We start from the raw sequence: 24,836 nt of genomic DNA on the forward strand, positions 1-24,836 counted from the left end.
AGCTTATGAAACAACATTCAAGAGGATTAATCGGTTTCTGGAGCAGATATTCGGAGAAGCATCCGAACATAGCGCAGTTTCTTATCTTTTTTCTGTTGAGTAACGGAGTTACGGTTTTGCAAATTGTCGTTATGCCGCTGTTTAAGTCCTTGTTCGCGAAAACAACACTTATTGATACAAGCTTTCAGGTTTTACAGTTAGGGAGTAATTTTGATGGTACCCCTTATTATGTATTTGATTATGCAGCAGGCGCATTGTCAGCCGGTGGAGGAGGCGGACTTGCTTACTTTATTGCCGTACAACTCGCAATTGGAATGGCGCAAATTATTAATTTTTTTCTTCAGCGCAATATCACCTTTAAATCCAACAGTAATATTTGGCAGGCCGCTTTTTGGTATGTTATCGCTTATATTGTGATTTCAATCGGTGCAGCTGCCGCACAGGGCTTGTATAAAGCTCCGATTTACAATTTGCTGATGAATACTTGGGGGATGGGCGGCGCCGGAGAAACAACGGCGGACGTCATCACGATGATCATCAACAGCGCTATTTCATTCTGGGTATTTTTCCCGATTTTTAAAGTGATTTTTAAGCAGGAACCAGAAAAATAACAACATAGAATGGGATGCTAGTGTTGGAGATATTAACCTTCCCTTGAGTGGCAGTGGTTTGAAGTGAAATATGGTATACTGTCACTTTGGAGGAGTGCAGAATAAGTAAAGGTTGTGTGAACATGAAGCTATTATCAGTCGTTGTTCCTTGCTATAACTCACAAGATTATATGAGATACTGTATAGAATCTCTACTTCCGGGCGGGGAAAGCGTAGAAATTCTGATAGTAAATGACGGTTCAGGCGACAAGACCGGAGAGATTGCAGACGAATATGCAGCAAAGTACCCTTCCATCATCAAATCGATTCATCAGGCCAATGGAGGGCACGGTGAAGCAGTCAATACAGGAATCAGACATGCGACCGGCGGCTATTTCAAGGTGGTCGACAGCGATGATTGGGTGGATACCCGTGCGTATCTGAAGATATTAGCCGCACTGGAGCAGCTTGAGGCTGATGGCGAGACCATCGATCTGCTGGTCAGCAATTTTGTCTATGACAAAGAGGGTGCAAAATTCAAGAAGGTGATGAGGTACGATAATGTCCTGCCCGAAAATAAGGTGTTGACCTGGGAGGAGATCGGCCGCTTCCGCAAAGGCCAATATTTGATGATGCATTCGCTCCTTTATCGAACAGCAGTATTGCGAGAATGTGGATTGGTGCTGCCCAAGCATACCTTTTACGTAGATAACTTGTATGTAACAGCGCCCTTGCCGTATGTGAATAAAATCTATTATTCGAACACCGATCTGTACAGATATTATATCGGCCGTGCTGATCAATCGGTCAATGAGAAGGTCATGATTAAGCGCATTGATCAACAACTAAAGGTAAACAGGCTATTAATTGAACAGATGAGCCTGCAAAGCAATCCAAGCTCCAAGCAGAGCAAGTATCTATTCCACCATCTGGAGATTGTTACGATGATTTCAACGATCCTACTGATTCGTGCCGGAACGAAAGAGCATTTACAGAAGAAACGAGAGTTCTGGAATTATATTAAGGAAACAGACCTTGAGCTATATCATCAATTACGGTACGGAATGATGGGAAGGCTGTTGAGTCTGCCGGGACGAATAGGGCGCAGCATCTCGGTCGGGGTGTACAAAATTACGCAGAAGGTCGTCGGCTTTAACTAATATGAGGGTTTGGCTCTTGAATTTGTCCTTAAGGACGGTTCAAGAGCTTTTTGTATGTCAGGTGCCTCGAATAATCCCAAGAACTTCAAGACACAATGTACATAAACGGGGTGAGTTGTTATGAGAAAAAATGGGATTTGGATCGGGCTTTCCATCTTTATCATGATCATGCTGATCGGATGCCAGCACTCCAAACCAAAGGAACAAGATTTGCTGCGGATCCATTCCGCAAACGGAGAACATACCAAAAAGGTCATTTTCCTGATGGCGGACTCTTTGATGGTTCAGGCGATCGATCAAGGCATCAGCCGGCAGGAGCTTCCCGCATTCAAATTCCTTACTGAACACGGGCAATATTATAAAAATCTGGTCAGTTCTTTTCCCACGATGTCCGTCACCATCGACAGCTCGCTGGTTACAGGCGCGTATTCTGACGTTCATCGGGTGCCGGGTCTGACCTGGTATTCCGCAGACAACAAGAAAGTGATCAATTATGGGACAGGTCCGCTGGAAATCATCAAGCAAGGCGTTAATCCGGTTTTGACGGACGCACTCATGGATTTGAACGGGAGCCATTTGAGCAAGGATGTGCCCACAATCTATGAAGACCTGGCCCGTCAAGGGTTAAAGTCGGGTTCGATCAACGGCTTGATTTACAGGGGAGCGTCCAATCATAAGCTGGTGATTCCCGAGTGGATTCAAATCCCTGCTTCTTTACCGAAAGAGATTGATGTAAAAGGGCCGGACCTGTTGTCGCTGGGCTCCTTGTCCAATCCGTTTCAAGGCATTAAAGACCTGCCGGATGGTCTATTGAATCGGATGGGCGTTCAAAACGATTTTGCTGTTGAAGCCGTAAAATATCTGGTTCAATCTAATAAATTGCCTGATTTTTTGTTCGTCTATTTGCCGGATTTAGATCGGGAGCTGCATAAGAAGGGTCCTGCAGGGCTTACCAAGGTCAAAGAGCTGGATCAGCAGCTTTTATCCTTATTGCAAACCTTCGGATCCCCGCAAAAAGCTGTGCAGGAAGCCGTATTCATCATTGCAGGAGACAGCGGCATGACCCGTATCCTGCCGAATGAACAGAATCCGGTTATTGATCTGCCCGCCTTGCTGGGAGATGCCAACATTCTGCGGCCGGGTGAAGCCGTTTCTGGGGAGACGGAGATCATTCTTGCCGTCAATGAAACGATGGCCTATGTATACACATTAAAAGAGGATCGATCTTTAAGGGATTTGGCGAACATGTTAAAAAACGATCAGCGTATCGATTTCATTTCCTGGAGAGAAAAGGAGTGGAATTACGCCTTGCAGGGATCCACTGCCAAGCTGATTAAATTTAAAGCAGGCGGCGACCTGACCGATTCCTATAACCAGGCATGGACGGTCGAACAGGACGAAGAGGTGCTGGATTTAAGCGTAGACCGGGCCAAGCATTCCTTGAAATACAATCTATATCCTGATGTTCTGAAGCGCTTGTCAAGCGCACTCCGTTCTCACCGGGGCGAATTTCTGGTCGTTACGGCTAAACCTGGATATGAGCTTACAGGCGGCAGTTCGCCCACGCACAAAGGCGGAGGCGGACACGGTTCCATACGTAAGATGGAATCGCTTGTTCCGTTGATTATTTGCGGCACGGATCAAAAGCCGGACTATTTGCGGATGGTTGACTTAAAAGCTTATTTGCTTAAACTCTTGACGAAGGAGACTCAGAGAAATCAGTAGACCGGGCACGCAGAGTATTAATAGCAGCTCGAGGAGTTCCGAACATAAAAAATAGACCGTGAAAAGCCCTTGAATTTGTCCTTACGGCAATTCAAGGGCTTTTTGAATGCCATAGCTCTGTTTCTTTGTGTATTTCTATATTGTGAATTCACACACAAATTGACGAACCATGTCAGGATAATAAGAGAATTGTTAAATCAATTGGGTCTTTGTGTTAAATTAGTTTACATAGAAATCTATTAAATTTATAGTATTAGTAGATTCATCGTTCCAAAAATACGAATTGAAAGAAGGAATCCACGCTATGCATTTGGCAAGATCATCTTTTGGCAAGCTGCTGGCTGCTGCACTGGTAGCTTCAGGACTGCTGTCCGGAGCCGCATTCGGCACAGCGAAGGCTGCGGAAACAACGGCTTCAGCAGAAAAGTTTGAGCTTCGGGTATTGCATACGAATGATACGCATGCGCACCTGGATAACATTGCCCGCCGGGTGACGGCTGTCAATGAAGCGCGCAACGACAGCACCTTGTTGCTTGATGCCGGGGATGTATTTTCAGGAACGCTTTACTACAACCAGTTTAACGGGCTGGCAGATTTGTTTTTCATGAACAAGCTGAACTATGATGCCATGACATTTGGCAATCATGAATTTGACAAGGGTCCGGAGGGACTGGTCGAGTTCGTGAAGGCGGCAAAATTCCCGTTTGTGAGCGCCAATATTGATTTCAGCAAGGAGCCGGTTCTTAGTGCCTATGCCAAGCAGGACATCGGTGCGCCTGCTGAAGCAGGGAACATTTATCCGGCTATTATTAAGGAAATTCAAGGTGAAAAGGTTGGGATTATCGGCTTGACCACACCGGAGTCAGCCGTCCTTGCTTCTCCGGGTGAGAACATTAAATTCGCTGATGAGGTCGAGAGTGCCAGGCAGCAGGTAGAGGCGCTGGAGGCCCAAGGAATCAACAAAATCGTTGTGTTATCCCATCTGGGCTATACGGTTGACCAGGAATTGGCCGAAGCCGTGGAAGGCATCGATATCATTGTCGGCGGCCACTCCCATACGCAATTGAATGAGGCGGAAGTCCATCATGCGGACGGGGAGCCGACACTGATCGTTCAAACCGGTGAATACAACAAGTATCTGGGTCAGCTGGATGTCATCTTTGATGCGGATGGTGTTCTGACGGAATGGCAGGACAAGCTGATTTCGCTGGATGCTCAAAATGATGCCGGTGAGTACCTCATCAAGGGGGATGCTGAATCCGAGGCGAAGCTGAAGGAATATGCGGCACCTTTGGAAGAGCTGAAGCAGACGGTGATCGGCAAGACATTGGTGGACCTTGATGGAGAACGCAGCACGGTACGGACGCAGGAGACCAATCTGGGTGATCTTGTTGCTGACGGAATGAGAGCTAAAGTGATGAGTATTGTGAAGGAATCCGATGTGGAAGGCTATGTCACGATCCAGAACGGCGGAGGCATTCGCGCATCCATCGGCACCGGAGATATTACGCTGGGTCATTTGCTGACGACGATGCCCTTCGGCAACAACCTTTCCGCTCTGAAAATGACGGGTGAAGAGATCGTTGCAGCATTGGAAAATGGCGTGAGCGGTGTGGAGAACGGAGAAGGCCGTTTCCCGCAAATCTCGGGTATGCGTTTCTATTATGATTCGACCAAGGCCGGTGATGTGCTTGATGCGGTTACGGGAGCCAAGACTCAAGCAGGGAATCGTATCGTTCAGGTTCAAATTAAGCAGGCGGACGGCTCTTACTCCGATATCGATCCAAAGGCATACTATATTGTAGCGACAAATTCTTATATGGCCGATGGCGGAGATTTCTACACATCCATGAAGCAGGCCAAGAATGCCGGACGCTTCTATGAATTGAACCTGGTTGATTATGAAGTGTTCCGCGAGTATCTGGATACAGTTGGTACGGTAAACGTACAGCCGGAGGGCCGGATTATCGATGTGAAAGGGGCTTCTCTCTCTGTAGAATTTAGCGATATCTCAGGGCATGCGAATGCTGCTGCGATCGAGGAGGCTGCCGCGGCAGGCATCATTAATGGATACGCTGACGGCTCCTTCCGTCCGGATAATAAGGTAACACGTGTTGAATTAGCGGTGATGGTAAGCCGGGCATTGAAGCTTCAGGCTTCGACGAATGTCACGGGGTTCACGGATGAAGCGGCTATTCCTGGATGGGCCTTATCTTCCGTGGCTGCATTGAAGGAGGCAGGACTGCTGGAAGGCGTGATCGCAGACAGCTTCGAGCCATCCAAGCAGGTGACCGCCGGAGAGGTTGCCAAGATTCTTGCGGCAGTAACCAAGGAGCAAGCCCAGGTGGGGGATGTCTCTGCAACGCTTACACGCGGCGAAGTCGTCTCCTTGCTTGTTCAAGCGTTGAACTAATCGGATCGTGATGCATATGGCGAGTAAATATGTATTGCTCATGAGGGGCATTAACGTTAACGGCGTTTCGATAAAGATGAAGGATTTAAAGGATGCATTGATCGGTCTTGGTTATCCAGATGTTCAAACCATTCTGGCAACGGGAAACATCATTCTGACGCAGGATGCTTCCCAAGCTTTCGGAGAGCTGGAAACCGCCGAGATTGCACGGGCATTGGGCAAGGAATTCCAATATGATTGCCATTTATTCTTAAGAACCGGAGATGAAATTGGAGATATCGTTGCCGCCGCCGCCGCCGTTGAGGTTCCTGATGAATTCCATCATTACTGTCTGTTTTGTGATCATAAGGAGGTCGTCTCCGAATTAAGCGGGCTATTCGCTTCTGCCTCCAAGGCGCCGGGAGAACGGTTCATTCCCGTGGGCAGAGAGGCGTTCTGGATGGTCCCCAAAGGCTCCACGCTAGGAACAGACTTCGGTTCAAAGGTGCTTGGCAAGAAAGCCTACAAGAGTCGCTTGACTTCAAGAAACATCAATACCGTTAACAAGATCTATGCAGCTTGTTCCAAGTGACCGGTTTTGTATCCGTTAGAAATAGAGCTCTGCCGCGGCTGCGGCGGGGCTCTTTTCTTTTGGGCTTAAGCCAGTTGTTCTCACGCTCTATCTTTACTAATATATGGATGTTACTTCTATTTCTCCTGGAACCCTTATGTTATGCTCTCTAAGAATCTTTTTAGTAACATTCTTTTTTCCATAATAAGCAACGTTACATAATTATCCTTTGAAGTTTTAGTTGCCGGTTTACATACTCTACCTTTTCATCGTTTCCTTCGTGAAGTTCCTTATAACTGCTTATAACTTTGTTACCTATAAAATGCTTTATACTTGGATATGGTATTTTTTTGCAAATGTATCGTATAATATTTTTGTATTTATTGTACATTCGAATTCGTTAGGGCATATTTTGGACTTGAGAAGTATATGACTTGGGAAGTATATTTTAAAGTTGGGGGGAAATTTGGAGATGGTTATAAATAAGAAAATAATCTGGTTTTGTATATTCATTTTTATGATTACAATGACATCCTGTAGTAATAAACAATCAGAAAGTGGTATACAATCGGATCGAATACCAATGTTAATGATTGAGGATCATCTTTATCTTGATACCGGTGAGCGGATTTCCATTGAAATAGATGATTCCTATTTAATGGGCATAATTACATCGCAAGTAGCTGATTCCGAAATTCCAGTAAAAAATGATCAAAGTAATTTTGGGTATGTTGGGGCCCAATATGCTTCTTATAAGGAGGGTATTGTTGTTATGATAGATAATCAATGGCAACTATTTCGTAAAGAAAAATTGACTTTAGAAAAAGTGATAGAGTTATCTCATAAAGGACAAGAACTTTCATGGAATGATTTTGAAAGTTATGATAGTACGGAAATAGGTAGTGGACTCTATATCTTGCGTTATGGGATAGATGAAAGCTATTACCTTCTTATTGGAGGAAACAATCCACGGGGAAAGCCTGCATATATTAGATTGGTAAAAGTCGATAATTCAGAAAGTTATATAGATATTAGAGAAAATAATGTAGAAGAGTTTATTCAAAGTAATTAAATTGGTATCTGTAATGATTAAATATAATAATATTAAAAAAATACAAAAATAACCAAAAATTATCTGTATAGCAGGCTTAGTAAGAACCTGAGCCTGCTATTTTCACTCGATTTAATTACATTTATAATCTATTTTGTAATTTACTAACATAAATCTTTATGTTATCATATAATTGGATAAAGATGGAATCTGAAACCTATAAAGGGGGGATGCTGAATACCGTTAATGAACCTTACAGGTATAAGAATGGAGACTGCTACGCCTCGATGATGCGACTTGAAATGCAACAAGATGAGTCGTTCAAAAAATTGATCAGAGGAGGAATAGTTATGAAAAAATTTTCAAGCTGGATATTATCTATTGTTTTGATGCTGAGTTTGGGAGTAACTACATTTGCTGCCGGAAATGATGGTGCAGAAATTGATATTAGAAAAAACGTAGCGCCGAATTATAACTACAGCAGAAGTATAAATTCAGATGGAGCTGCTGTGGCAGTACCTGAAGCTACCGTTGAAAGTGAATTTGTTCACAAAATTGATGGCAAAGAATTTGATATTAGAAGAAATGTAGCACCGGATAATTATCAAGTCCGTAAAAGCATAGACTCTGATAAAGCTACTGATCAAGCTGTTAATCAAGCTGCTGTGGCAGACTCTAAAACTACTAAGGATAAATCTCTGCTTGCTTCGATGCCCACAGGCGGCGGTGAATACCCTTATAACCCTTCCTATTGGAATGATCCAGCTAATGTCTTTAGAGCAAATTGTTATGGATATATTTTGAATAGAATTGCAAATGACACAAGTGATCCGTTAGCTGGTTATATGTTTCAACCGGGGTATAGAACTGGAAATTACTACACTTCGCTTACTACAAGTGCAATAATTACTGCGGTAAAATCCGATATGGCAGATTTAGGAAGGACGATTAGGAGTTCAAGCTATAGCGAAACGCCAGGTTCAAATGAATACAAAGTCGCGCTTGTCATAGCGCCAGGCACTGATTATCATTGGTATAGACAGGATTCAGATGGCGGTTGGTCACATAAACCCGGATTAACTAATATTGACTATCGAGATGCATCTGGTAATTATATCTCAGATCCACGAACTTGCGACCGGAACTATTCTTATGCTAATTATAGCACTTGGGGCGGCTATTATATTATTTCCAAGTAGAAGGATGTATACACAAACTACCAATATCTGGTAGGGTAGTGAAGTCTGCGATTATCGCAAGCTTTCCTCTGATAGACAGGCAGGGGTACGCAATTGGAGCAGGTTCAGGACGTGATTTTCATGAGAGAAGGCCAAGAACTAGAGCTGCTGGTTGTGCAATATCTAGAGGAAAGCTGGCTGAAGGCACGGAGAGCAGAGGAACAGCACCATTGTCCAAGTGTCGCATTAGGAGAAATCTGGCGATGAAAAAGTTCATTAGAAGAAGACGTGCCTGTGGTCCTTGGGGTGCGTCTTTTTTATGTCCCGCAAATTTGTGAGAAGAAGGGTTGCGGAGAGGGGAGCTTGGGGTTTAAACTGTTTAATAAACAAATAAATTCATTGATTAACCAAAATGTTAACATAAAATAACTAGAGGTGATTCAGAATTATGCTACAGGAAAATACAATCTTCTTGCCCGTGCTCTCTGACAGCACTTTTGTTAACCCGCTTAAGCTTACCCCTGGAAATGGTACTGACGGTGCCCAGTCCAAGGTTCATCCCGATCCGTATGTACTGAAGCATCAAGGAGAATATTACGCTTTTGCTACGGGAGCTAAGGGGGTGCTTGTCCTGCATTCTATCGACCTGGTGAATTGGACCCACCTCGGATATGCCTTTCAGCTTGAGGGCAGGAAAGGGTACTGGGCACCGGCGGTTGTGTACGAGAACGGCAAGTTCTATATGTACGTCTCCTCCATGCCGGAGGAAGCGGACGATGTCCATTTGCAGCGCCTGCTCGTAGCGGAAGCTGATCGGCCGGAGGGGCCGTATGAAATGCGCAGAACGCTGTATGATACCTTCTCGATTGATGCGCATGTGGTAAAGGACGAGCAGGGCGATTACTATTTATTTTATTCAAATAATGAATATGCCGGAGTGGATGCGGAGCGTCCGGGCACGGTCATTCTGGTGGATAAGCTGGTTGATATGGTCACGCCGTCCGGTCATCCGCAGATTGTTGTGGTGCCTACCCTGGATGAAGAAATATATGAAGAGAACCGTTTTGGCGACGGCCGCGACTGGCATACGATCGAGGGTGCATGTTATGTGAGGAGAGGCGATAAGCATTATGTCATTTACAGCGGCAATGCCTATGTGCGCCCGAATTATTTCCTGGGCTATTCTGTGGCAAAGGGACAGGACGGAGCGGGCTTGCGTGAACTGGTCTGGAATAAGTTCCCGTCCGATCAGGAATATCAGCCGCTGCTTCGTAGAAATGAAGGGGTAGAAGGCGTAGGTCATAATTCGGTAGTTCGCGGTCTGAACAATGTGGATGACTGGGTATTTTATCATGGGCGGGACGCGCATGATACGCTGGACTTTAACAAGGAGCAGCGGACGATGCGGAGTGACCGCTTGCTATGGAGCGGGGATGAAATGTGGATCCCGGGCCCTACCTATACGGAGCAGGACGCCCCTTCTATGCCCGCCGTACGCGACCTTTTCAATAAGGAGCAGTTGGAAGCCCATTGGAAGACGGAAGGCGGGGAGTGGAAGGCTGCTCAAGGCGTGTTGACCCAAAGGGAACGAAGCGGCGAAGCGGCGCTTTTGACCACAGAGCAGTTCGGAGCCAAGCGGATGGAGATTCATTTGTCCTGGAACCATGATCATCGGGGAGGACTGTATGGCGTATATCCATGCTATCAGGAAGTTGACAGCTATACCGCCTGTCTGCTGGACGTGGGGCAGAAGCGGCTTCGGCTCTATGCTGTTGTTCAAGGCGTCAAGCTGCCCGAAGCAAGCAAATTGCTTCCTCCCGGTTTTAACTATGAAGCAAGCCATTTTCTGCGTATTGAGCAGGCAGGCGAGAATTATGCGGTCTGGCTGGATGATGTAAAGATGCTGGAGGCTTCCTTCCCGATTTATGAGGGATATGCCGGACTGTATACGAAATTCACCTCGGCTAACTACTACAGTGTGGAAATTACCCGGCATCTGGAATATAAAAGATCCTTGGCTGCCGGAGCAGCGAGTCATATCCGTCGTATCCATGGGAAGGGGCAGCTTGCCTGCTGTATGGAGCAAATGCTAGGCACCAGTCCTGCATCCCGTTCGGAGTGGCTTGTTGATTTGCCTGCTCACAGCGGAGCTTCGTACCAGTTCCAGCTTGATCTCACGCCAGGACATCGAAGCCGGGAGGCTGGTATTTACGGATTTTATGAATCCGCAGAACACTATGTCGCTCTCATGCTGGATCATTCCTCAAATATGCTGCGGGTGGTGCAGCAGCTGAACGGTGAAGAGTCAATTCTTGAGGCGCGTCAGCTTCCCGGGGATTTCGACTGGAGCCAGCCTCACACCTTAAGCTCCGTTTTTCGTGGGGGAAAGCTTATGCTGCGCATGGATCGTGATATTGTTTATTGCGGGTCAGTGTCTCTATCGCAAGGAACGCCGGGGATTATCCTCACTGGCAATGCCGTTATTGAGTATCTGCAGCTGACCGAACTCGGCAAATAAAATAAACAAAGAAGGCCGGGACTTATTCCCGGCCTTCTTTGTTTAACCCATCTAGGTAGTAATGATCACTTCGATATCCTGCTCGTAATTGCCGAAGGCTCTGCCGAAGAGGCTGACTCCGCCCGGATGCCGGGCCTCCGGAAGAGAGCTGATTCGAAACAGAATATCCTCTGACCGGACAAGGCTCAGCTCGTTCACCCGCACATCAGACATTTTTACACCGTCAACGAAGGTGCCTTCTCCATTGACGAGCAGTGTTTTAAGGAGACCATATTGCGTATTTCCCGCCCCCCACCAGGCAGGAGTCAGCTTTCCGCGTTGCTCTCCGAAGTCACCGGGAGAGGTCCATACGCAAAGCGGATGCCCATTCAACGAAAATGTGATGTCAGATGGCCAGTTCTCTTCATAGCCCGGAGCCTCGGAAGCGATCTCCAGGGAGATGGATATGCTGCTGATCTGTTCGGCTGCGGTCATATAGTTCGGAATCCGATATTCCACAAAGCCGCTGGAGTACCATAGATGCTGAGCCTTGGCGCATTCAGGCTCGGCAAAATAGCGCGGGTCGTCCCGCATGCCGATCAGCTTATGCTCGGAGGCAAGGCCGCAGGTTGGCCTGACTTGATAAGCGGAGTATTGTCCGATTGGTATGGACACGGTATATTGATTGGACAGAGGAAGTGTGCGTTTGTCCGTAAAATGAGAGGGATACCGCAGCATATATTCTTCATCTGCCAAGCGGCATTGCTTCTGCATGCCCCGCTTGGCAGGAATCGCCTCACATCGTACGATTCCGCCTTCCTCCAGCTTCTGGATGTGCTTGGTTATTATAGCGGAGGACAGCCCTAATTGCTCCGCAAGTTCCTTGATATTCCCAGGGCCCTGCAGCAGAAGTTCAACGATCTTCAGCCGGGTATCCGATGCGAGTGCTTCAAATAGAGGCAGATTGTCCGGATGAATCAAGATTTCTCTCATCGGGTATTCCCTCGCTTTCACCCAATTAATTAATGATTAAGATAATTGTATAGCTAAAAGGTTAAGCAGGCAAACAAGGGTCACGATCTCGCTGGCCAGGCCCTTCAGATCGGACAGATCTGCGGATGCTGCTGACTTTTTGTATGGAGTATCGTACAAAAACCATGGATGTAGTGGTCAGACAAACAGTTTTAAACGGAAAACCGTACAAAAACTTTAAGTTATGGCCTGGATAAGCAGATTTTGTACGAATAAACGTACAAATGCTTTCATTTAGGGGCCACAGGCCGCCACTTTATACGAAAGATCGTACAAAACTGGCTACACTTAAAATCGAATCAAGACCACAACCGGAATCACAGCCACAATTCCTTAAATTACTTATTGACTTGCTTCGTGGAGCGTGGTAACATATTTTTGTTGCAGTAAATTTTGAAGTTTTACTACATGCGGTCGTGGCGGAATTGGCAGACGCGCACGGTTCAGGTCCGTGTGGGCTAACCCCCCGTGGAGGTTCGAGTCCTCTCGACCGCACCATACTTAAAAATGAACGAGCTCTTGAGCTTCCTTTCGCGGAGATTCAGGAGCTTTTTGCATACTTGGAATTTGTAAGATGTTGCTTATTACTTGAGCCGAAGAAAGCTTTGAGCTGTATTCAAGATGAACATAAATGTTGCGCTAGTGGTGGCATATGCGTTTAGTCCGATTTATTTAATACCGGATTTTATCCCTATTTTAGGCTATCTCGATGATTTAATCATTGTTCCATTAGGAGTTACGCTCGCTCTTAAAATGATTCCTCAACCTGTTATTGCAGAGTGCAGAGATAGAGCGGAGGAGATAAGGAAGCAGGGAAAACAGAAGAACTGGATGGCTGTTTACTACCCCAGCAAAACGTGTATTTTCGATAGCATTACCGGTCTTAGAAAAACAGGGAACGTAGTCAAAACTTAACTAGAGTTTTGACTACGTTCCCCGCACTCGTACAACGAATTTATGGTTTTTTTGCAAAAGACAGCCCTTTCTCTTTAAGAGCATCATTCAGTATTCTCACTGCCTTCGGTCCAACCCCATGAATCTTCAGAATATCCGATTCCGTAACTTTTATAAATTGCTCAAGCCGATAAAATCCAGCGTTATGGAGTACACGATTCGCGGTCTTACCCATATTGGGCAGATCGTTTTCTGGTGGTGAATGATTAATAATGTCCATGTCTAGCCTACTCTCATTATTAAATTTTATTTTCTAAAATAATTATTTTTTCATTTTACGTTTGGGTTCCGTCAGGTCAAAACTATGTTTTACCATATCGTGAAGATCATCCTCCGGAAGGTCTCCATCTAAGATAATCGTATTCCAATGCTCTTTACTCATATGATATCCCGGCTTAACTTCTTTAAATGCGTTTCGAAGGAAATCAGATCGATCAGGATCACATTTCAGGTTAACGCAAAGATGATCGTCTTTTTCAAATATTAACGCAAAGAGCTTCTTGTTTCCTTTGTGGCGTATAGCTGTCCAACCTTCTCCAAAAGGATGATCCTCATATGAGGCTGGATAAGATAAACAGTATTCTACGATTTCTTCTAATTTCATTTTGGTATTCTCCTATCTGTAAAGCTATTCATGATTATTGTTTCTCTTGTGCCATGCTGCAATTTCTTCCATCCTTTGTTTAATTTTAAATTCAGACCCCTGTGTTGTCGGATGGTAATATTCGCGTCCGATCAGGGAATCTGGCATAGTCTGCATCGTTGTTAGCTTTTCTTCTGTGTCATGGGCGTACTGATACTCTTTACCATAGTTCAGCTCTTTCATAAGCTTCGTTGGAGCGTTCCGAAGTTGCAAAGGAACAGGTTCACTCATGGAATGTAGGGCATCTTTTTTCGCATAGCGATAAGCCAAGTAAGCGGAATTCGATTTGGGAGCCAGGGTCAGATATATAACGGCTTGTGTTAGATGTACATCGCACTCTGGCATCCCTATGAATTGACATGCCTGAAACACCGAAACAGCGATTTCTAAAGCCCTATTGTCTGCCAGGCCCACGTCCTCACTTGCAAACCTGACTAGCCTACGAGCAATAAATAAAGGATCTTCACCTGATTCCAACATGCGAGACAACCAATAAATAGATGCATTTACATCACTATTTCGCATGGATTTATGCAGTGCGGAAATGATATTATAGTGTTCTTCTCCATCTTTATCATACAAAAGTGATTTTCGATGAATAATTTGCAGCAGCCCTTCTTTGCTAATTTCAATATATTCCCCTTGTTTCTCTCCGTTAAGCACAGCCATTTCTAAGGTGTTTAATGCCATTCTGGCATCTCCATTTGAATATTCTGCGATAGCAGAAAGTACGCCTTCTTCTAAACCTATCTTTTGATCTCCGTATCCTTTAGGATTCAAAATTGCTTTTTTTAATAATTCAACAATATCCTCACTGCTTAGTTGGTGAAGGACAAAAACTTTGCTGCGGGATAACAAGGCTGAGTTGACTTCAAACGATGGATTTTCGGTTGTCGCGCCGATGAGAATAATGCTACCTTTCTCCACATACGGAAGAAAGGCATCCTGTTGTGCCTTATTAAACCTATGAATTTCATCAATGAATAAGAGGGTCTTCTCTCCTAATTTCCTGTTTTCCTCAGCTTCTTTCATTATATTTCGGATTTCTTTAATACCGCTGGTTACTGCACTGAAATCAATAAACTTAGACTTGGTTTGATTGGCAATGATTTTAGCTAGTGTTGTTTTGCCAACCCCTGGAGGACCCCAAAATATCATAGATGACACCTGATCATTTTTGATCATATCTCGCAGAACTTTTCCAGGGCCAAGTAAATGTTTTTGGCCTATAAAGTCTTCCAACGATTGAGGACGCACACGACTAGCCAAAGGTCGATCATGTTCATTATCAAATAATGTTCCTTGTATCACAGTATCACTCCCTTTAAAGGTTCTGCTTTCGAAATTCTACAGGTGTATAGCCAGTTTCACGTTTGAAAAATTTACTAAAGTGAGTAGTTTCTTGAAAGTTAAGCATTTCTGAAATGTCGCTAATCAAGTAATCTGTATGCATTAATAAACGTTTAGCTTCGAGACAAATTCGAGCGGATATGAAAGCTTTAGCACTTATTCCAACAGCTGCGACCGTAACCCTTGTTAATGTTTTTTCTGTGCAATTTAAAAGGGCTGCATAGTCACTAACATGATTTAACTTGGTATAATTTTTCTCCACTAATTCTTGAAATTTTAAAAACTTTTGTGAGACCTGAGAAGTAGTCGGGATATTTTTTTGTTTATGGATAATGTTGAGCCAAGCTACGAATGCATAAAGCTGATAGCGTAACAACATATGAACTTCCTCTTTGGCTACTTGAATTAAAGAATCTTGAACCATTTGCTCGATTAAAGTGATTGCCCGATTCAGCTCTGTATTATTTAAAGTCAAACTGTTAGGCGCCCTTCCAATATCAAACGTTAAATTCAGTTCACTCAACGAAGGTGAAGCAGGAAGAAGGAATTCTTTACGGAATAGAATAACCCATCCGTCCCAGTTTTCATCGTGTCCAAAATTATGGACTTGTCCTGGTGTTACTACTATCAGTGTTCCTTCCTTACAAGGGATGGGTTCAAAATCTACCCATTGAGTACACCTTCCTTCCGTGACACAAATGAGCATATAAAATTCATAACGATAAGTAATTTTCATACGTTCCTCTGGTGTTCGCTCTTTGAGAGAAGATACACTGAAAATCTCCAGATCGTATGGGTAAGAAAGCACGGGTTTATATTTAAGAGGTCTTATATTATTTTCCTGTTTAAATGAATGAACGATTACACGAACCTCCTTTAAGAGTATTTGATGAATCAAAATGTCCGTAAAATATCATTGAATTTCCCGTTTTTGCCTTCATCGAAACTTATAAATGACCTAAAATGATCATACCATAATATTGGGACCAAACAAAACCGGCAGCTCTTCAATTTAATTGAGCATCAGCACCCAAAATAAGGAAGGCTAACATGCTGGTTTACAGCACAACAGCTCACACATTCGATAAACCACTTATAGTGGTTGTGCTTTTGGATGTAGGTCACTGATTTCTCCAACGGCATCTAGCGGCAATAGAGATCATGGGGTAAAATAGTAATAATTCTTGCTATACTTCAGTAGGTATATTGTCGTAAACATAAAGGAGACAGCATGGGGAATTATCAAATATGTGATTTTTGTGGAAATTTATCCGAAAAAACAAGCAGAAAAATGTGCAAGAGCTGTGAAGACGGATACATCAAAGTACGTAGCATCGTCGAGAAATACCCGGACACGATGGTGATTGATATTTCGAGGCAGACGGGAATAAGCACCAGCAAAATTTTAGCTTTTGCCAGAAACGGGTTTTTCATTTTGAAAGAAGGCACGATTGAGGGAATGGAGTAGAGTAACTCGGATCACTATATAGTAACAAAACAAGTCAGAGCATGGCGGTCTACCCTGCTGCTGGCTTGTTTTGTTTAGAGGATCCTATCTTTAAGGGGAAGTAATAATCAGACATACTGGGTTCACAGGACGAAGCATCGTTCAAAATTCATTATTATCAAATCGTTGATATCATTAAAGATTCCCCTCCTTCAGGTTTTATCTATAAAGAGGATTATACCAAGGAAAAGTAATACCTACTTTTTTTTAACATCTGTAAATATTCAGCAAAACCACCATTCATATTATTAATCTCTCTTAAGTAAAAAAACTTGATCTCCTTTTTTGAAATTTGACAATTCTTCGCCTACTTCATCTACAATACCAGCAACATCTAAACCAAGAATAGTTACTTGATTTGGGTCTGCTCTATCTAAAAATTCCATCGTTTGATAATCTGAAGGACTTAATCTTACTGCTTTAACTTCTATTCGAACTTCTCCCACATTAGTTTCGGGTTAGCTAAGTTATTATCTATTTTCAAGCCATCTATTGATCCAGGTTGTTTTAACAAATAAATACATGATAAAATAAGTTCATATAAATATAATTATTATGAGGGATAAAAAATGTCAGTAGAAAGATACGGTACCTTTTTATTATTATTGCGTTTATACAATGAATCTGAAGCTTATTCAACTGAAAAAATACTATCAAAATATTTTTTGAAAAGATTTCATAATATTAAAGCCATCAATATACATGACGTATCTGATGAATGTAATGTATCTAGAGCAACAGTACGCAGATTTTTTTCGAAATTGGACTATGATAGTTTTTTGGATTTTAAAAATGAATTTACTATTCCTTATGACATAAGTATGTTTGAAAAAGAGCTAGATAGAAGCGATTACGTTAAAGAACACATCTCTCACGTTGAAGAAGTCCAATTATTTTTTCAGAATAATAAAAATGATATTCTAAAAAAAATACAAAACTTAGCTAGTATTATGTTTAATTCTAAAAATATTTATTGGCTTACCTCAACTTCAACTACAAGAATGGTAGAAGATATGCAAATGCAATTTTTAACATTAGATTCTTTTTGGGATATAATAATAAATTTCAAAAAAAATAGAGGAGTAAAGATACAAAAGGATGATATTATAATTGTTGTATCATCAAGCGCAGTAATGGCACGTACACTAGTTTCAGATTTAGAAGAAATGGACTGTCCTATTTATCTAGTAACTTTAAATAATCAATATACACATACAATATTTACGGATATTATTCGACTAACAGATGATACTTTGTATAATTTGACAGATCAAATCTCTAATAAAACTATAAAAAAAGAAGTAGTTTGCAGAAAGTATGCTACAAATTTATTCTTCGATTTCTTGTATTATGAATACGCTTCATTGTACAAAAGCTCCAAGCGTTTATCTTAGATAATCTCAAACTATAATAATAAAAAGCTAATCTTTGATGAAAAATAATTTCACATCATTTTGATATTTTCCAAAGATTGCTTCGTTTGTTCTTTCAAATTATCACTTGGAAATTCGTTTGTATCAGGATCAATTGGTAACTGACCTGAAATATAAAAGGCAGTTCCTTCTGCAATAATCGCTTGCGAATACGGACCTAATGCTTTTGGTGCTTTTTCAGTTTTGACCTCTTTCTTCATAAAATCACTTCTTTCTTCTATTCTTTTATATAAATATAACTTGCACTAAAAACATATAAATTACAGTTCCTACCCCTAAACTAAGTAAGGTGTTTTTTTCCACTTATAGGAGAATATAACAATCACGCTAGCAATCATTTCAGGTACTCCATGTGATCCTCCTAAAAAATTTGTACTTCTGAAACAAAAAACAACCAACATTGCCATTAAAGCAGAAGGCAGTACTTTGCCTAAATAATAAACCCAATTAGGAACTTTTTCTGCATCCCTGAAAATTAAAAATGGTAAGTATCTCAGTAAACCAGTGGTAATCGCCACCACTGCTATGATAGCAATAGAATGCACAATATTATCCATTTTTTGATCCCCCTCTAACTACGTAACCCCTCTGTTCCATATTGCTTTGTGATTGGAGTTTTAAAAAATAGAAATACTACCATCATAGTAATCATTGTTGGGATTATGAAGTTATCTGGACCAAAAACTAATAAACATAGCAAAGACGAGACAACTCCAATGTATGATGAGATATGAGTTTTTGAACATAAAAGATTTAGATTATCCCCAAGTGTGCGAAAATACATATTATGGTCAAGTAAGTCACTACGATATAATTACAAGAATAGATTTAATAAATCGGGATACTATAATTGAAAAGCATCAATAGCTATTCTTTCTCCCTTTGTAGAAAATGATGTTCGGTGGGGACTTTGGACAGGAATTTCTATTCGACCTGTGATGCCTGCATCTATAAAAATGCTTTTTACAAAAAGTCCGCAAAAAATAGATTTGGATTTAAAAAAGAAACTAATTCTTAGTACGGAAGATTATAAACAAATCAAACATTATAATATGTTTCCTGTTTTTTAAAAAATAATCTAAAAAAACTATTCACGTGCCAATTGGAATAAGCACATAAATAGTTTTTTAGAAAATTTATTATTATCTTCTTTTCAATAAAATAGTTGCAATGAAGCCTGTTAGTCCTGATACCAAAATTACTGCAATTCCCCAATACATGTTTGTTAAACCACTATATGGTGGTACTGATATTATCATGGTAGCTAACCCTGGAATTCCAGAAACGATTGAGTTTTGTGCTAAATCAGTGATACCTGCCAGCATTCCTCCTACTGCTCCTCCAATCATTGAACCATACAATGCTTTTTTATCATTGATTAGTACTCCGAATAGTGATGGTTCAGAAATTCCCATAAGTCCAGTAATTCCTGCCGAGAATTGTGTCCCTTTTTTTGCTGAATCCTTTTCTAAATAAGCAACTGCTAAAGTCGAAGTAGCAATGGCAATGTTTGTACCCAACATTGCTGGAATTAAAAAAGAATCATAACCTTGAGTGGCTAGTGATGTAACCATAATTGGAACTAATGCTTTATTGGTACCTGTTAAAACAGTGAATCCAAACAAAGCACCGACGAGACCAAGAGCAAGCCATCCTATTTTATCATGTATAAATACAAACATACTTGTTAGCCAATCTCCTGAAACTACTCCTAAAGGACCTACGATTAATAAAGTCGTCAAAGTTCCAACAGTAATCACAATTAAAGGAATCAGCACTTCTTTAAGATAACTCGGAATAATATTTTGAATTAACTTATGAGTTTTTGCCATAATAATAACACCTAATAAAACTGGCAATGCTGTGTAAGAATATGTGGTAGCAATAATAGGCAAACCAAGTAAGTTTAAATTTTCAACTCCATTAATATTTTGATTTAACAATACTGCCCCTAAAAAAATACCATACACCGGATTAATATTTAATTGTTTAGCACTTCCATAGCCCACATATAATGGTAGAAAATAAGAACCTGTACTTGCTATTGCACTAATCAACATGTACGTAGGGGATTCTACTGATAAGTTCAAAGCTAAAACTAAAATATTTAAAATTGCAGTGATTAATCCAGCTGCAACTACAATTGGCATGGTTGGTAAGAAAGCAGCTGCTAAAAAACTTAACGCTCGTGAAAACAAGTTTTCTTTACTATCCAAATCTTCACCAGCCGAAATTTCATTACTTTCTTCAGCATTTGATCCGTATACATTCATAACTGAGCTATATACTTGTTCTACATTCGGACCAAAAATAATTTGTACCGTGTCTCCTTGTTTAACAACGCCTAAAACACTATCTAATTTTTTTATTTTCTCTACTTCTATTCCATCTATATTTTTGACACTTATTCTCAGTCTAGTAGCACAGTGGGTAATATTATTTATGTTTTTTTCATTAATAATATCCAACAATCGTTTTGATATAACCTCGTAATTCTTCATACATATCCCCCTAAAAGTATTTTTTCATTTCCATGTTATAAAAGATTCTTCTTTTATTTATCTATCATAATAGCTTTTTATAATTATCGAGTGACAACATCTGCACCATTTTTAGTTAAGGTGACAACATTTGCACCGTAGCACATATTCCATTGATAACAAGTAAAACTTGGACTATTATTGGAACCAACAACAAGGAGGTAATCAAATTGTCAAAACAAAATATTTTTCCTGAAAATTTTTTATGGGGCGGAGCTATTGCAGCTAATCAATCAGAAGGTTATTGGAATCAAGGTGGTCGTGGAGCTTCCATTGCAGATACTGCTCCTTATATCCAAAATCAAAATTATACTCATTATGCTGCTTTTGATGAATTATCTGTTGAAGATATAAAGGCAAGACTAGCAGATAATAAAGGCATTTACCCAAAACGGTGGGGAAATCATTTTTATGAAAGATATGAAGAGGATATCAAACTTTTCGCAGAGATGGGGTTTAAAACTTTAAGAATGTCTATTTCTTGGTCGAGAATATTTCCAAATGGTGATGAAGATACACCTAATAAAGAAGGTTTAGAATTTTATAAAAATGTTTTTAAAACATTAAAAAAATATAAAATAAAGCCTATAGTAACTCTTTCTCACTATGAAACACCTGCACATCTTGCGATTAAATATGGTGGATGGATCAATAGACAAATGCTAGATTTTTTTGAAAGATATTGCGAAACAGTAATCAATGAATTTAAAGATTATGTTGAATATTGGATGGCTTTTAATGAAATTAATGTGATTCAGCATAGTTTTTACGTAGGTGGAGCAGTTCCAAAAGATTTTATTAATGATGAAATAACTGATAGGTACCAAGTAATACATCATTTATTTCTTGCTAGCGCTATAGCAAAAAAAGTAATGAAGAAAATTTCTCCTTCAGCTAAGATGGGAGGAATGATCGCAAGAAGAGAAGGATATCCTGCAACTTGTAACCCATTAGATGTTTTAGAATCTGTTAAGGATGATCAGAATAATCTATTCTTTTCAGATGTATTAGTTAGAGGATACTATCCTAGCTATATAAAAGCATATTTTAATGAAAATAATATTAATATCAATATTGAGAAAAATGATATTGAATTATTAAAAAATAATACTGTAGATTATATATCATTTAGTTATTACATGACAGTTGTATCTAAGCATGATATTGATGAAGAAACAGAACTAACAACAGGTAATCTAGTAAACGGAGTCAAAAATCCATATCTAGAAAGTAGTGCATGGGGATGGCAAGTCGATCCAATTGGACTTAGAATATCTCTTGAGAAATTATACGATCGATATCAAATTCCTTTACTTGTTGCAGAAAATGGAATTGGTCTGAAAGAAATCCAAGAAGGTAATACTGAAATTGAGGATACACAAAGAATCGACTATTTACAAAGTCATATTAAGGAAATGAGAGCAGCTGTTAAAAATGGCGTTGACCTTATTGGTTATACTGTATGGGGGCCAATTGATATTATTAGTATGTCAACTTCAGAAATGTCGAAACGATATGGCTTTATCTATGTTGACGCTGATGATTTAGGAAAAGGTTCCTTTAGACGTTCTAAGAAAAAAAGTTTCTACTGGTATAAGCAAGTAATTGAATCTAATGGTGAAAATTTAATATATTAAAAAACATCAGAAGATTATTTTCTTAATCTTCTGATGTCAGCTCAATATAACTTGTAAGTTGGTTAAATTTAGGTCTTATTTTTGGGCGACAATACTATTCGGTTTATCCATATGCAGGATGCGTTTTTTAGCTATATTTGGAACATACATTGATAAAGCTGATACGCAATGGGAGGTTAACCAACGTGAGATTAGGAATTGTTGGTGCAGGTATGATTGTAGAGGACTTATTGAGTTTCATTGGTGATATACCTTCTATACAATTAGAGGGGATAAGTTCCAAAGCTAGTCATAAAGAAAAGATGGTTTTATTTAAAGACAGATATGGAGTTAAGCAGACTTTCTTTGATTATAATCAAATGCTATTGAGCTCAGAGGTAGATACGATTTATGTAGGGCTTCCAAATCACCTGCATTATTCATATGCCAAAAAGGCGCTGTTATCTGGAAAACATGTTATCTGCGAGAAGCCGTTCACATCAAATCTAAGTGAATTTCTCGAAATTAAAAAAATTGCTCTTGATAAGAAACTGATTTTAGTAGAAGCAATTTCGAATCAATACCTAAATAATTTCTTGTCTTTAAAAAGAATTCTTCCTCGACTCGGAGAAATTAAGATCGTGGAGTGCAACTTTTCTCAATACTCGTCAAGATATTCGGCGTTTAAAAGAGGAGAAACTCCCCCAGTATTTAACCCTGAAATGTCTGGTGGAGCACTAATGGATATTAATTTGTACAATATTCACCTGGTTGTTGGTTTATTTGGTCCTCCTAAACATGTTATTTATTTGGCTAATATAGAACGGAACATTGACACATCAGGGATATTATTGCTTGATTATGTTGATTTTAAATGTGTCTGTATTGGTTCAAAAGATAGTACAGGACCTAGTTTAATCAATATTCAAGGTAATGACGGTTATATACGTGCTTCAAGTTCATCGAATGTAATAGATAGTTTTGATTTTGTTGCCAACAAACAAGAGTCTATTCGGATAGATCAAAAAAGGCATTCTCATCGTATGTTTGATGAGTTCGTTGAATTTAACCGTATGATTGAAGAGAATGATTTGGGAGAAGCAGCCCGCATGTTAGAGCATAGCGAGAATGTTATGAAAGTAATAGAGCAAGCGAAAAAGTCGGCAAATCTCGTATTTGGATCAGATCAGTAAAACTATAGGTATACCAATTTACTTAAAAGGGTCTTCATACCTCTTGCTCGGAAATGAAAATCTAAAAATGGCGAACCACTTCAGGTTTGAGGCGAAAGCCATTCACGTTCCCCATTTAATCAAGAACAAAACAAGTTTTACTGAGCTTCTTAAAGCCGCTAAAATTGAAAACAAGAAGATCGGCGTTGTAGGATGGAAAGTTTTCACCAGTTATTAATTCGTATTTGGTCAGCCAAGATTACCTAGAAAATGTTGCTATTCCATATTACGCAGCCGTAGTGGCGTGGCTGGAAAACGTAAAAATATGCATGAGCGGCAGCGAAATGTATGATTGTACTCAAGCTGCGTTGCTGAAAGAACAATTCATCATCCCTTCTGTGAAAGGATACGGGGAACCGGCGCGGGATCAGGGATTGCTCTGGACGAGCTAAAGTTTAAGGAAGACGATCAAAAAACAACATCCCGGTTTGTGGGAAAGGTTTGATCAATGCAGAGCGTATATCAAAAACGTGTTGAATATCGATCTGCATCCGGAGGTACTGCCGCTTTCCAATACCGTGAGTTATTACAGACCATTCAATTTAGCAAAAGAAAAAGGCTTTAATCAAAAAAGAGAAAGGATATGGGGAGATATGTTATTTGGACGTAAAAAGAAAAACGTTCCCCAAGAGGTGTTAGTAGCCGCACCTTTGCTTGGGAAGGTTATTGCTATTGAGGAAGTGGAGGACGAAGCATTTTCGAGTAAAGCGATGGGGGAAGGAATAGCCATTATTCCCTCTGAAGGAAAGGTAATTGCACCTTTTGATGGAACCGTAGCCCACATTATAGAAAAGAGCAAACATGCTCTTGTTTTAGAACATAAATCGGGAATACAAATTTTAATTCACGTTGGGATGAACACCGTCTCGCTTAAAGGGGAAGGTTTTATAGCTCATGTAAATACGGGAGAAAAAATGAAAAAAGGCCAATTACTGCTTGAATTTGATATCGACCACATTCAAGAGGCCGGTTATTCTGTTGTTACACCGGTCATTGTGCCAGCTGGCCAAGATTTAGTAAAAAGGGTTGTGACTTTTCAGGGTGATGGCAATGATACACGGATAGATCAAGATTTGTTAAGAGTTCTTTTATGATTAATAATGCCTAATGGGCAATTCCGGGAACTCTTTTTTCAGGTGCCGGTGCTTTAGCTGGTGGTATGGAGTCCATTGACTTTTCTTCGAATGAAATGATAATGCACAAATGCGCTTTCAAGCTTTGCATCATCAATTTGTGGCAAGTGCGAAAGCAGTGAAATTAGGTCATTCGATTAACCCTGATTTCAAAATTGGGTGCATGATTGCTTATATGTGTAATTATCCTCATACGTGTAATCCGGATGACATGTTGTTAACACAACAAACC

25 protein-coding genes, 1 tRNA gene and 2 pseudogenes are annotated in these 24,836 nt (G+C 40.7%); 19 read left to right on the forward strand and 9 right to left on the reverse strand.

Going from position 1 to position 24,836, the window contains the following annotated elements:
* Positions 1 to 5: 5 nt before the first annotated feature.
* The 9 genes from TX85_RS04295 (at position 6) to TX85_RS25240 (ending at position 11,185) form a co-directional block, all read left to right on the forward strand.
* The gene (locus TX85_RS04295; protein ID WP_044477885.1) at positions 6 to 611 is read left to right on the forward strand and encodes a hypothetical protein; all 606 of its coding nucleotides are present in this window, start codon (positions 6 to 8) and stop codon (positions 609 to 611) included.
* Between the two features lie 122 nt (positions 612 to 733).
* Positions 734 to 1,750 (forward strand): glycosyltransferase family 2 protein, encoded by a 1,017-nt coding sequence (locus TX85_RS04300; protein ID WP_044477886.1) that lies wholly within the window; start codon positions 734 to 736, stop codon positions 1,748 to 1,750.
* 120 nt (positions 1,751 to 1,870) lie between these two features.
* On the forward strand, positions 1,871 to 3,475 hold the full coding sequence (locus tag TX85_RS04305; RefSeq protein WP_044477887.1) for an alkaline phosphatase family protein: 1,605 nt from the start codon (positions 1,871 to 1,873) through the stop codon (positions 3,473 to 3,475).
* Positions 3,476 to 3,785: 310 nt separating this feature from the next.
* Positions 3,786 to 5,888 (forward strand): 5'-nucleotidase C-terminal domain-containing protein, encoded by a 2,103-nt coding sequence (locus TX85_RS04310; RefSeq protein ID WP_233500602.1) that lies wholly within the window; start codon positions 3,786 to 3,788, stop codon positions 5,886 to 5,888.
* 16 nt (positions 5,889 to 5,904) lie between these two features.
* On the forward strand, positions 5,905 to 6,459 hold the full coding sequence (locus TX85_RS04315) for a DUF1697 domain-containing protein (protein WP_071784159.1): 555 nt from the start codon (positions 5,905 to 5,907) through the stop codon (positions 6,457 to 6,459).
* Positions 6,460 to 7,021: 562 nt separating this feature from the next.
* Positions 7,022 to 7,510 carry a hypothetical protein gene (locus TX85_RS25230; protein WP_148444321.1) on the forward strand — a complete coding sequence of 163 codons (489 nt, stop codon included), beginning with the start codon at positions 7,022 to 7,024 and terminating at the stop codon, positions 7,508 to 7,510.
* Positions 7,511 to 7,839: 329 nt separating this feature from the next.
* A complete protein-coding gene (locus tag TX85_RS25235) occupies positions 7,840 to 8,688 on the forward strand; it encodes a hypothetical protein (RefSeq protein ID WP_148444322.1) in 849 nt (282 codons plus the stop codon).
* Positions 8,689 to 8,808: 120 nt separating this feature from the next.
* Positions 8,809 to 8,934 (forward strand): hypothetical protein, encoded by a 126-nt coding sequence (locus TX85_RS27915; RefSeq protein ID WP_262362612.1) that lies wholly within the window; start codon positions 8,809 to 8,811, stop codon positions 8,932 to 8,934.
* Positions 8,935 to 9,115: 181 nt separating this feature from the next.
* A complete protein-coding gene (locus TX85_RS25240) occupies positions 9,116 to 11,185 on the forward strand; it encodes a glycoside hydrolase family 43 protein (RefSeq protein WP_049894789.1) in 2,070 nt (689 codons plus the stop codon).
* Between the two features lie 51 nt (positions 11,186 to 11,236).
* Here the strand turns inward: TX85_RS25240 and TX85_RS04335 are convergent, their stop codons facing one another.
* Entirely contained in the window at positions 11,237 to 12,157 is a 921-nt protein-coding gene (locus tag TX85_RS04335; protein ID WP_044477890.1) for an ArsR/SmtB family transcription factor, read from the reverse strand.
* 449 nt (positions 12,158 to 12,606) lie between these two features.
* Between TX85_RS04335 and TX85_RS04340 the strand changes: the two genes are divergently transcribed.
* Both TX85_RS04340 and TX85_RS04345 read left to right on the forward strand, forming a co-directional pair.
* Positions 12,607 to 12,694: transfer RNA gene (locus TX85_RS04340), tRNA-Leu, on the forward strand.
* A 141-nt stretch (positions 12,695 to 12,835) separates the two neighbouring features.
* A pseudogene (locus tag TX85_RS04345) lies at positions 12,836 to 13,111 on the forward strand (YkvA family protein); the annotation flags it as partial.
* Between the two features lie 40 nt (positions 13,112 to 13,151).
* Here the strand turns inward: TX85_RS04345 and TX85_RS04350 are convergent.
* Genes TX85_RS04350 through TX85_RS04365 form a run of 4 tightly spaced genes read right to left on the reverse strand, consistent with a single transcriptional unit; the run spans position 13,152 to position 16,041 of the window.
* Complete coding sequence (locus TX85_RS04350) at positions 13,152 to 13,370, reverse strand: helix-hairpin-helix domain-containing protein (protein ID WP_044477891.1); 219 nt, start codon at positions 13,368 to 13,370, stop codon at positions 13,152 to 13,154.
* Positions 13,371 to 13,412: 42 nt separating this feature from the next.
* Positions 13,413 to 13,754 (reverse strand): MmcQ/YjbR family DNA-binding protein, encoded by a 342-nt coding sequence (locus tag TX85_RS04355; RefSeq protein ID WP_044477892.1) that lies wholly within the window; start codon positions 13,752 to 13,754, stop codon positions 13,413 to 13,415.
* A 24-nt stretch (positions 13,755 to 13,778) separates the two neighbouring features.
* Entirely contained in the window at positions 13,779 to 15,104 is a 1,326-nt protein-coding gene (locus TX85_RS04360) for a replication-associated recombination protein A (RefSeq protein WP_044477894.1), read from the reverse strand.
* Positions 15,105 to 15,117: 13 nt separating this feature from the next.
* Complete coding sequence (locus TX85_RS04365; RefSeq protein ID WP_233500603.1) at positions 15,118 to 16,041, reverse strand: AraC family transcriptional regulator; 924 nt, start codon at positions 16,039 to 16,041, stop codon at positions 15,118 to 15,120.
* Positions 16,042 to 16,374: 333 nt separating this feature from the next.
* On the opposite strand from TX85_RS04365, the gene TX85_RS04370 reads away from it, so the two are divergent.
* Positions 16,375 to 16,611, forward strand: coding sequence for a hypothetical protein (locus TX85_RS04370; protein ID WP_044477895.1), 237 nt, complete (start codon positions 16,375 to 16,377; stop codon positions 16,609 to 16,611).
* A gap of 287 nt (positions 16,612 to 16,898) precedes the next feature.
* On the opposite strand, the gene TX85_RS25735 is transcribed toward TX85_RS04370, so the two are convergent.
* Entirely contained in the window at positions 16,899 to 17,096 is a 198-nt protein-coding gene (locus TX85_RS25735) for an alcohol dehydrogenase catalytic domain-containing protein (protein ID WP_081671634.1), read from the reverse strand.
* Between the two features lie 123 nt (positions 17,097 to 17,219).
* On the opposite strand from TX85_RS25735, the gene TX85_RS04375 reads away from it, so the two are divergent.
* On the forward strand, positions 17,220 to 18,044 hold the full coding sequence (locus TX85_RS04375; protein WP_044477896.1) for a MurR/RpiR family transcriptional regulator: 825 nt from the start codon (positions 17,220 to 17,222) through the stop codon (positions 18,042 to 18,044).
* Positions 18,045 to 18,094: 50 nt separating this feature from the next.
* Here the strand turns inward: TX85_RS04375 and TX85_RS04380 are convergent, their stop codons facing one another.
* The 3 genes from TX85_RS04380 to TX85_RS04390 all read right to left on the reverse strand — a co-directional run bounded on the left by TX85_RS04380 (position 18,095) and on the right by TX85_RS04390 (position 20,584).
* Positions 18,095 to 18,283 (reverse strand): Rid family hydrolase, encoded by a 189-nt coding sequence (locus TX85_RS04380; protein WP_044479799.1) that lies wholly within the window; start codon positions 18,281 to 18,283, stop codon positions 18,095 to 18,097.
* Between the two features lie 75 nt (positions 18,284 to 18,358).
* Positions 18,359 to 18,640: a branched-chain amino acid transporter permease gene (locus TX85_RS04385; RefSeq protein ID WP_049894790.1), complete on the reverse strand. Its 282-nt coding sequence runs from the start codon at positions 18,638 to 18,640 to the stop codon at positions 18,359 to 18,361.
* Between the two features lie 585 nt (positions 18,641 to 19,225).
* On the reverse strand, positions 19,226 to 20,584 hold the full coding sequence (locus TX85_RS04390) for a PTS transporter subunit EIIC (protein ID WP_044477897.1): 1,359 nt from the start codon (positions 20,582 to 20,584) through the stop codon (positions 19,226 to 19,228).
* 209 nt (positions 20,585 to 20,793) lie between these two features.
* Here TX85_RS04390 and TX85_RS04395 point away from each other — a divergent pair, with 209 nt between their 5' ends.
* The 6 genes and pseudogenes from TX85_RS04395 to TX85_RS26470 form a co-directional block, all read left to right on the forward strand.
* Complete coding sequence (locus TX85_RS04395) at positions 20,794 to 22,260, forward strand: glycoside hydrolase family 1 protein (RefSeq protein ID WP_044477899.1); 1,467 nt, start codon at positions 20,794 to 20,796, stop codon at positions 22,258 to 22,260.
* Between the two features lie 185 nt (positions 22,261 to 22,445).
* Positions 22,446 to 23,432, forward strand: coding sequence for a Gfo/Idh/MocA family protein (locus TX85_RS04400; RefSeq protein WP_044477900.1), 987 nt, complete (start codon positions 22,446 to 22,448; stop codon positions 23,430 to 23,432).
* Positions 23,416 to 23,649 (forward strand): hypothetical protein, encoded by a 234-nt coding sequence (locus TX85_RS27275; protein ID WP_222860694.1) that lies wholly within the window; start codon positions 23,416 to 23,418, stop codon positions 23,647 to 23,649. Before TX85_RS04400 ends, TX85_RS27275 begins: the two co-directional genes overlap by 17 nt.
* A gap of 7 nt (positions 23,650 to 23,656) precedes the next feature.
* Complete coding sequence (locus TX85_RS04405; RefSeq protein WP_044477901.1) at positions 23,657 to 23,863, forward strand: hypothetical protein; 207 nt, start codon at positions 23,657 to 23,659, stop codon at positions 23,861 to 23,863.
* 81 nt (positions 23,864 to 23,944) lie between these two features.
* Entirely contained in the window at positions 23,945 to 24,565 is a 621-nt protein-coding gene (locus TX85_RS04410; RefSeq protein WP_233500604.1) for a PTS sugar transporter subunit IIA, read from the forward strand.
* A gap of 112 nt (positions 24,566 to 24,677) precedes the next feature.
* Positions 24,678 to 24,836 (forward strand): annotated as a pseudogene (locus TX85_RS26470) (family 1 glycosylhydrolase); the annotation flags it as partial.

The sequence above is a fragment of the Paenibacillus antibioticophila genome (assembly GCF_000455265.1).
GTDB classification, from domain to species: domain Bacteria; phylum Bacillota; class Bacilli; order Paenibacillales; family Paenibacillaceae; genus Fontibacillus; species Fontibacillus antibioticophila.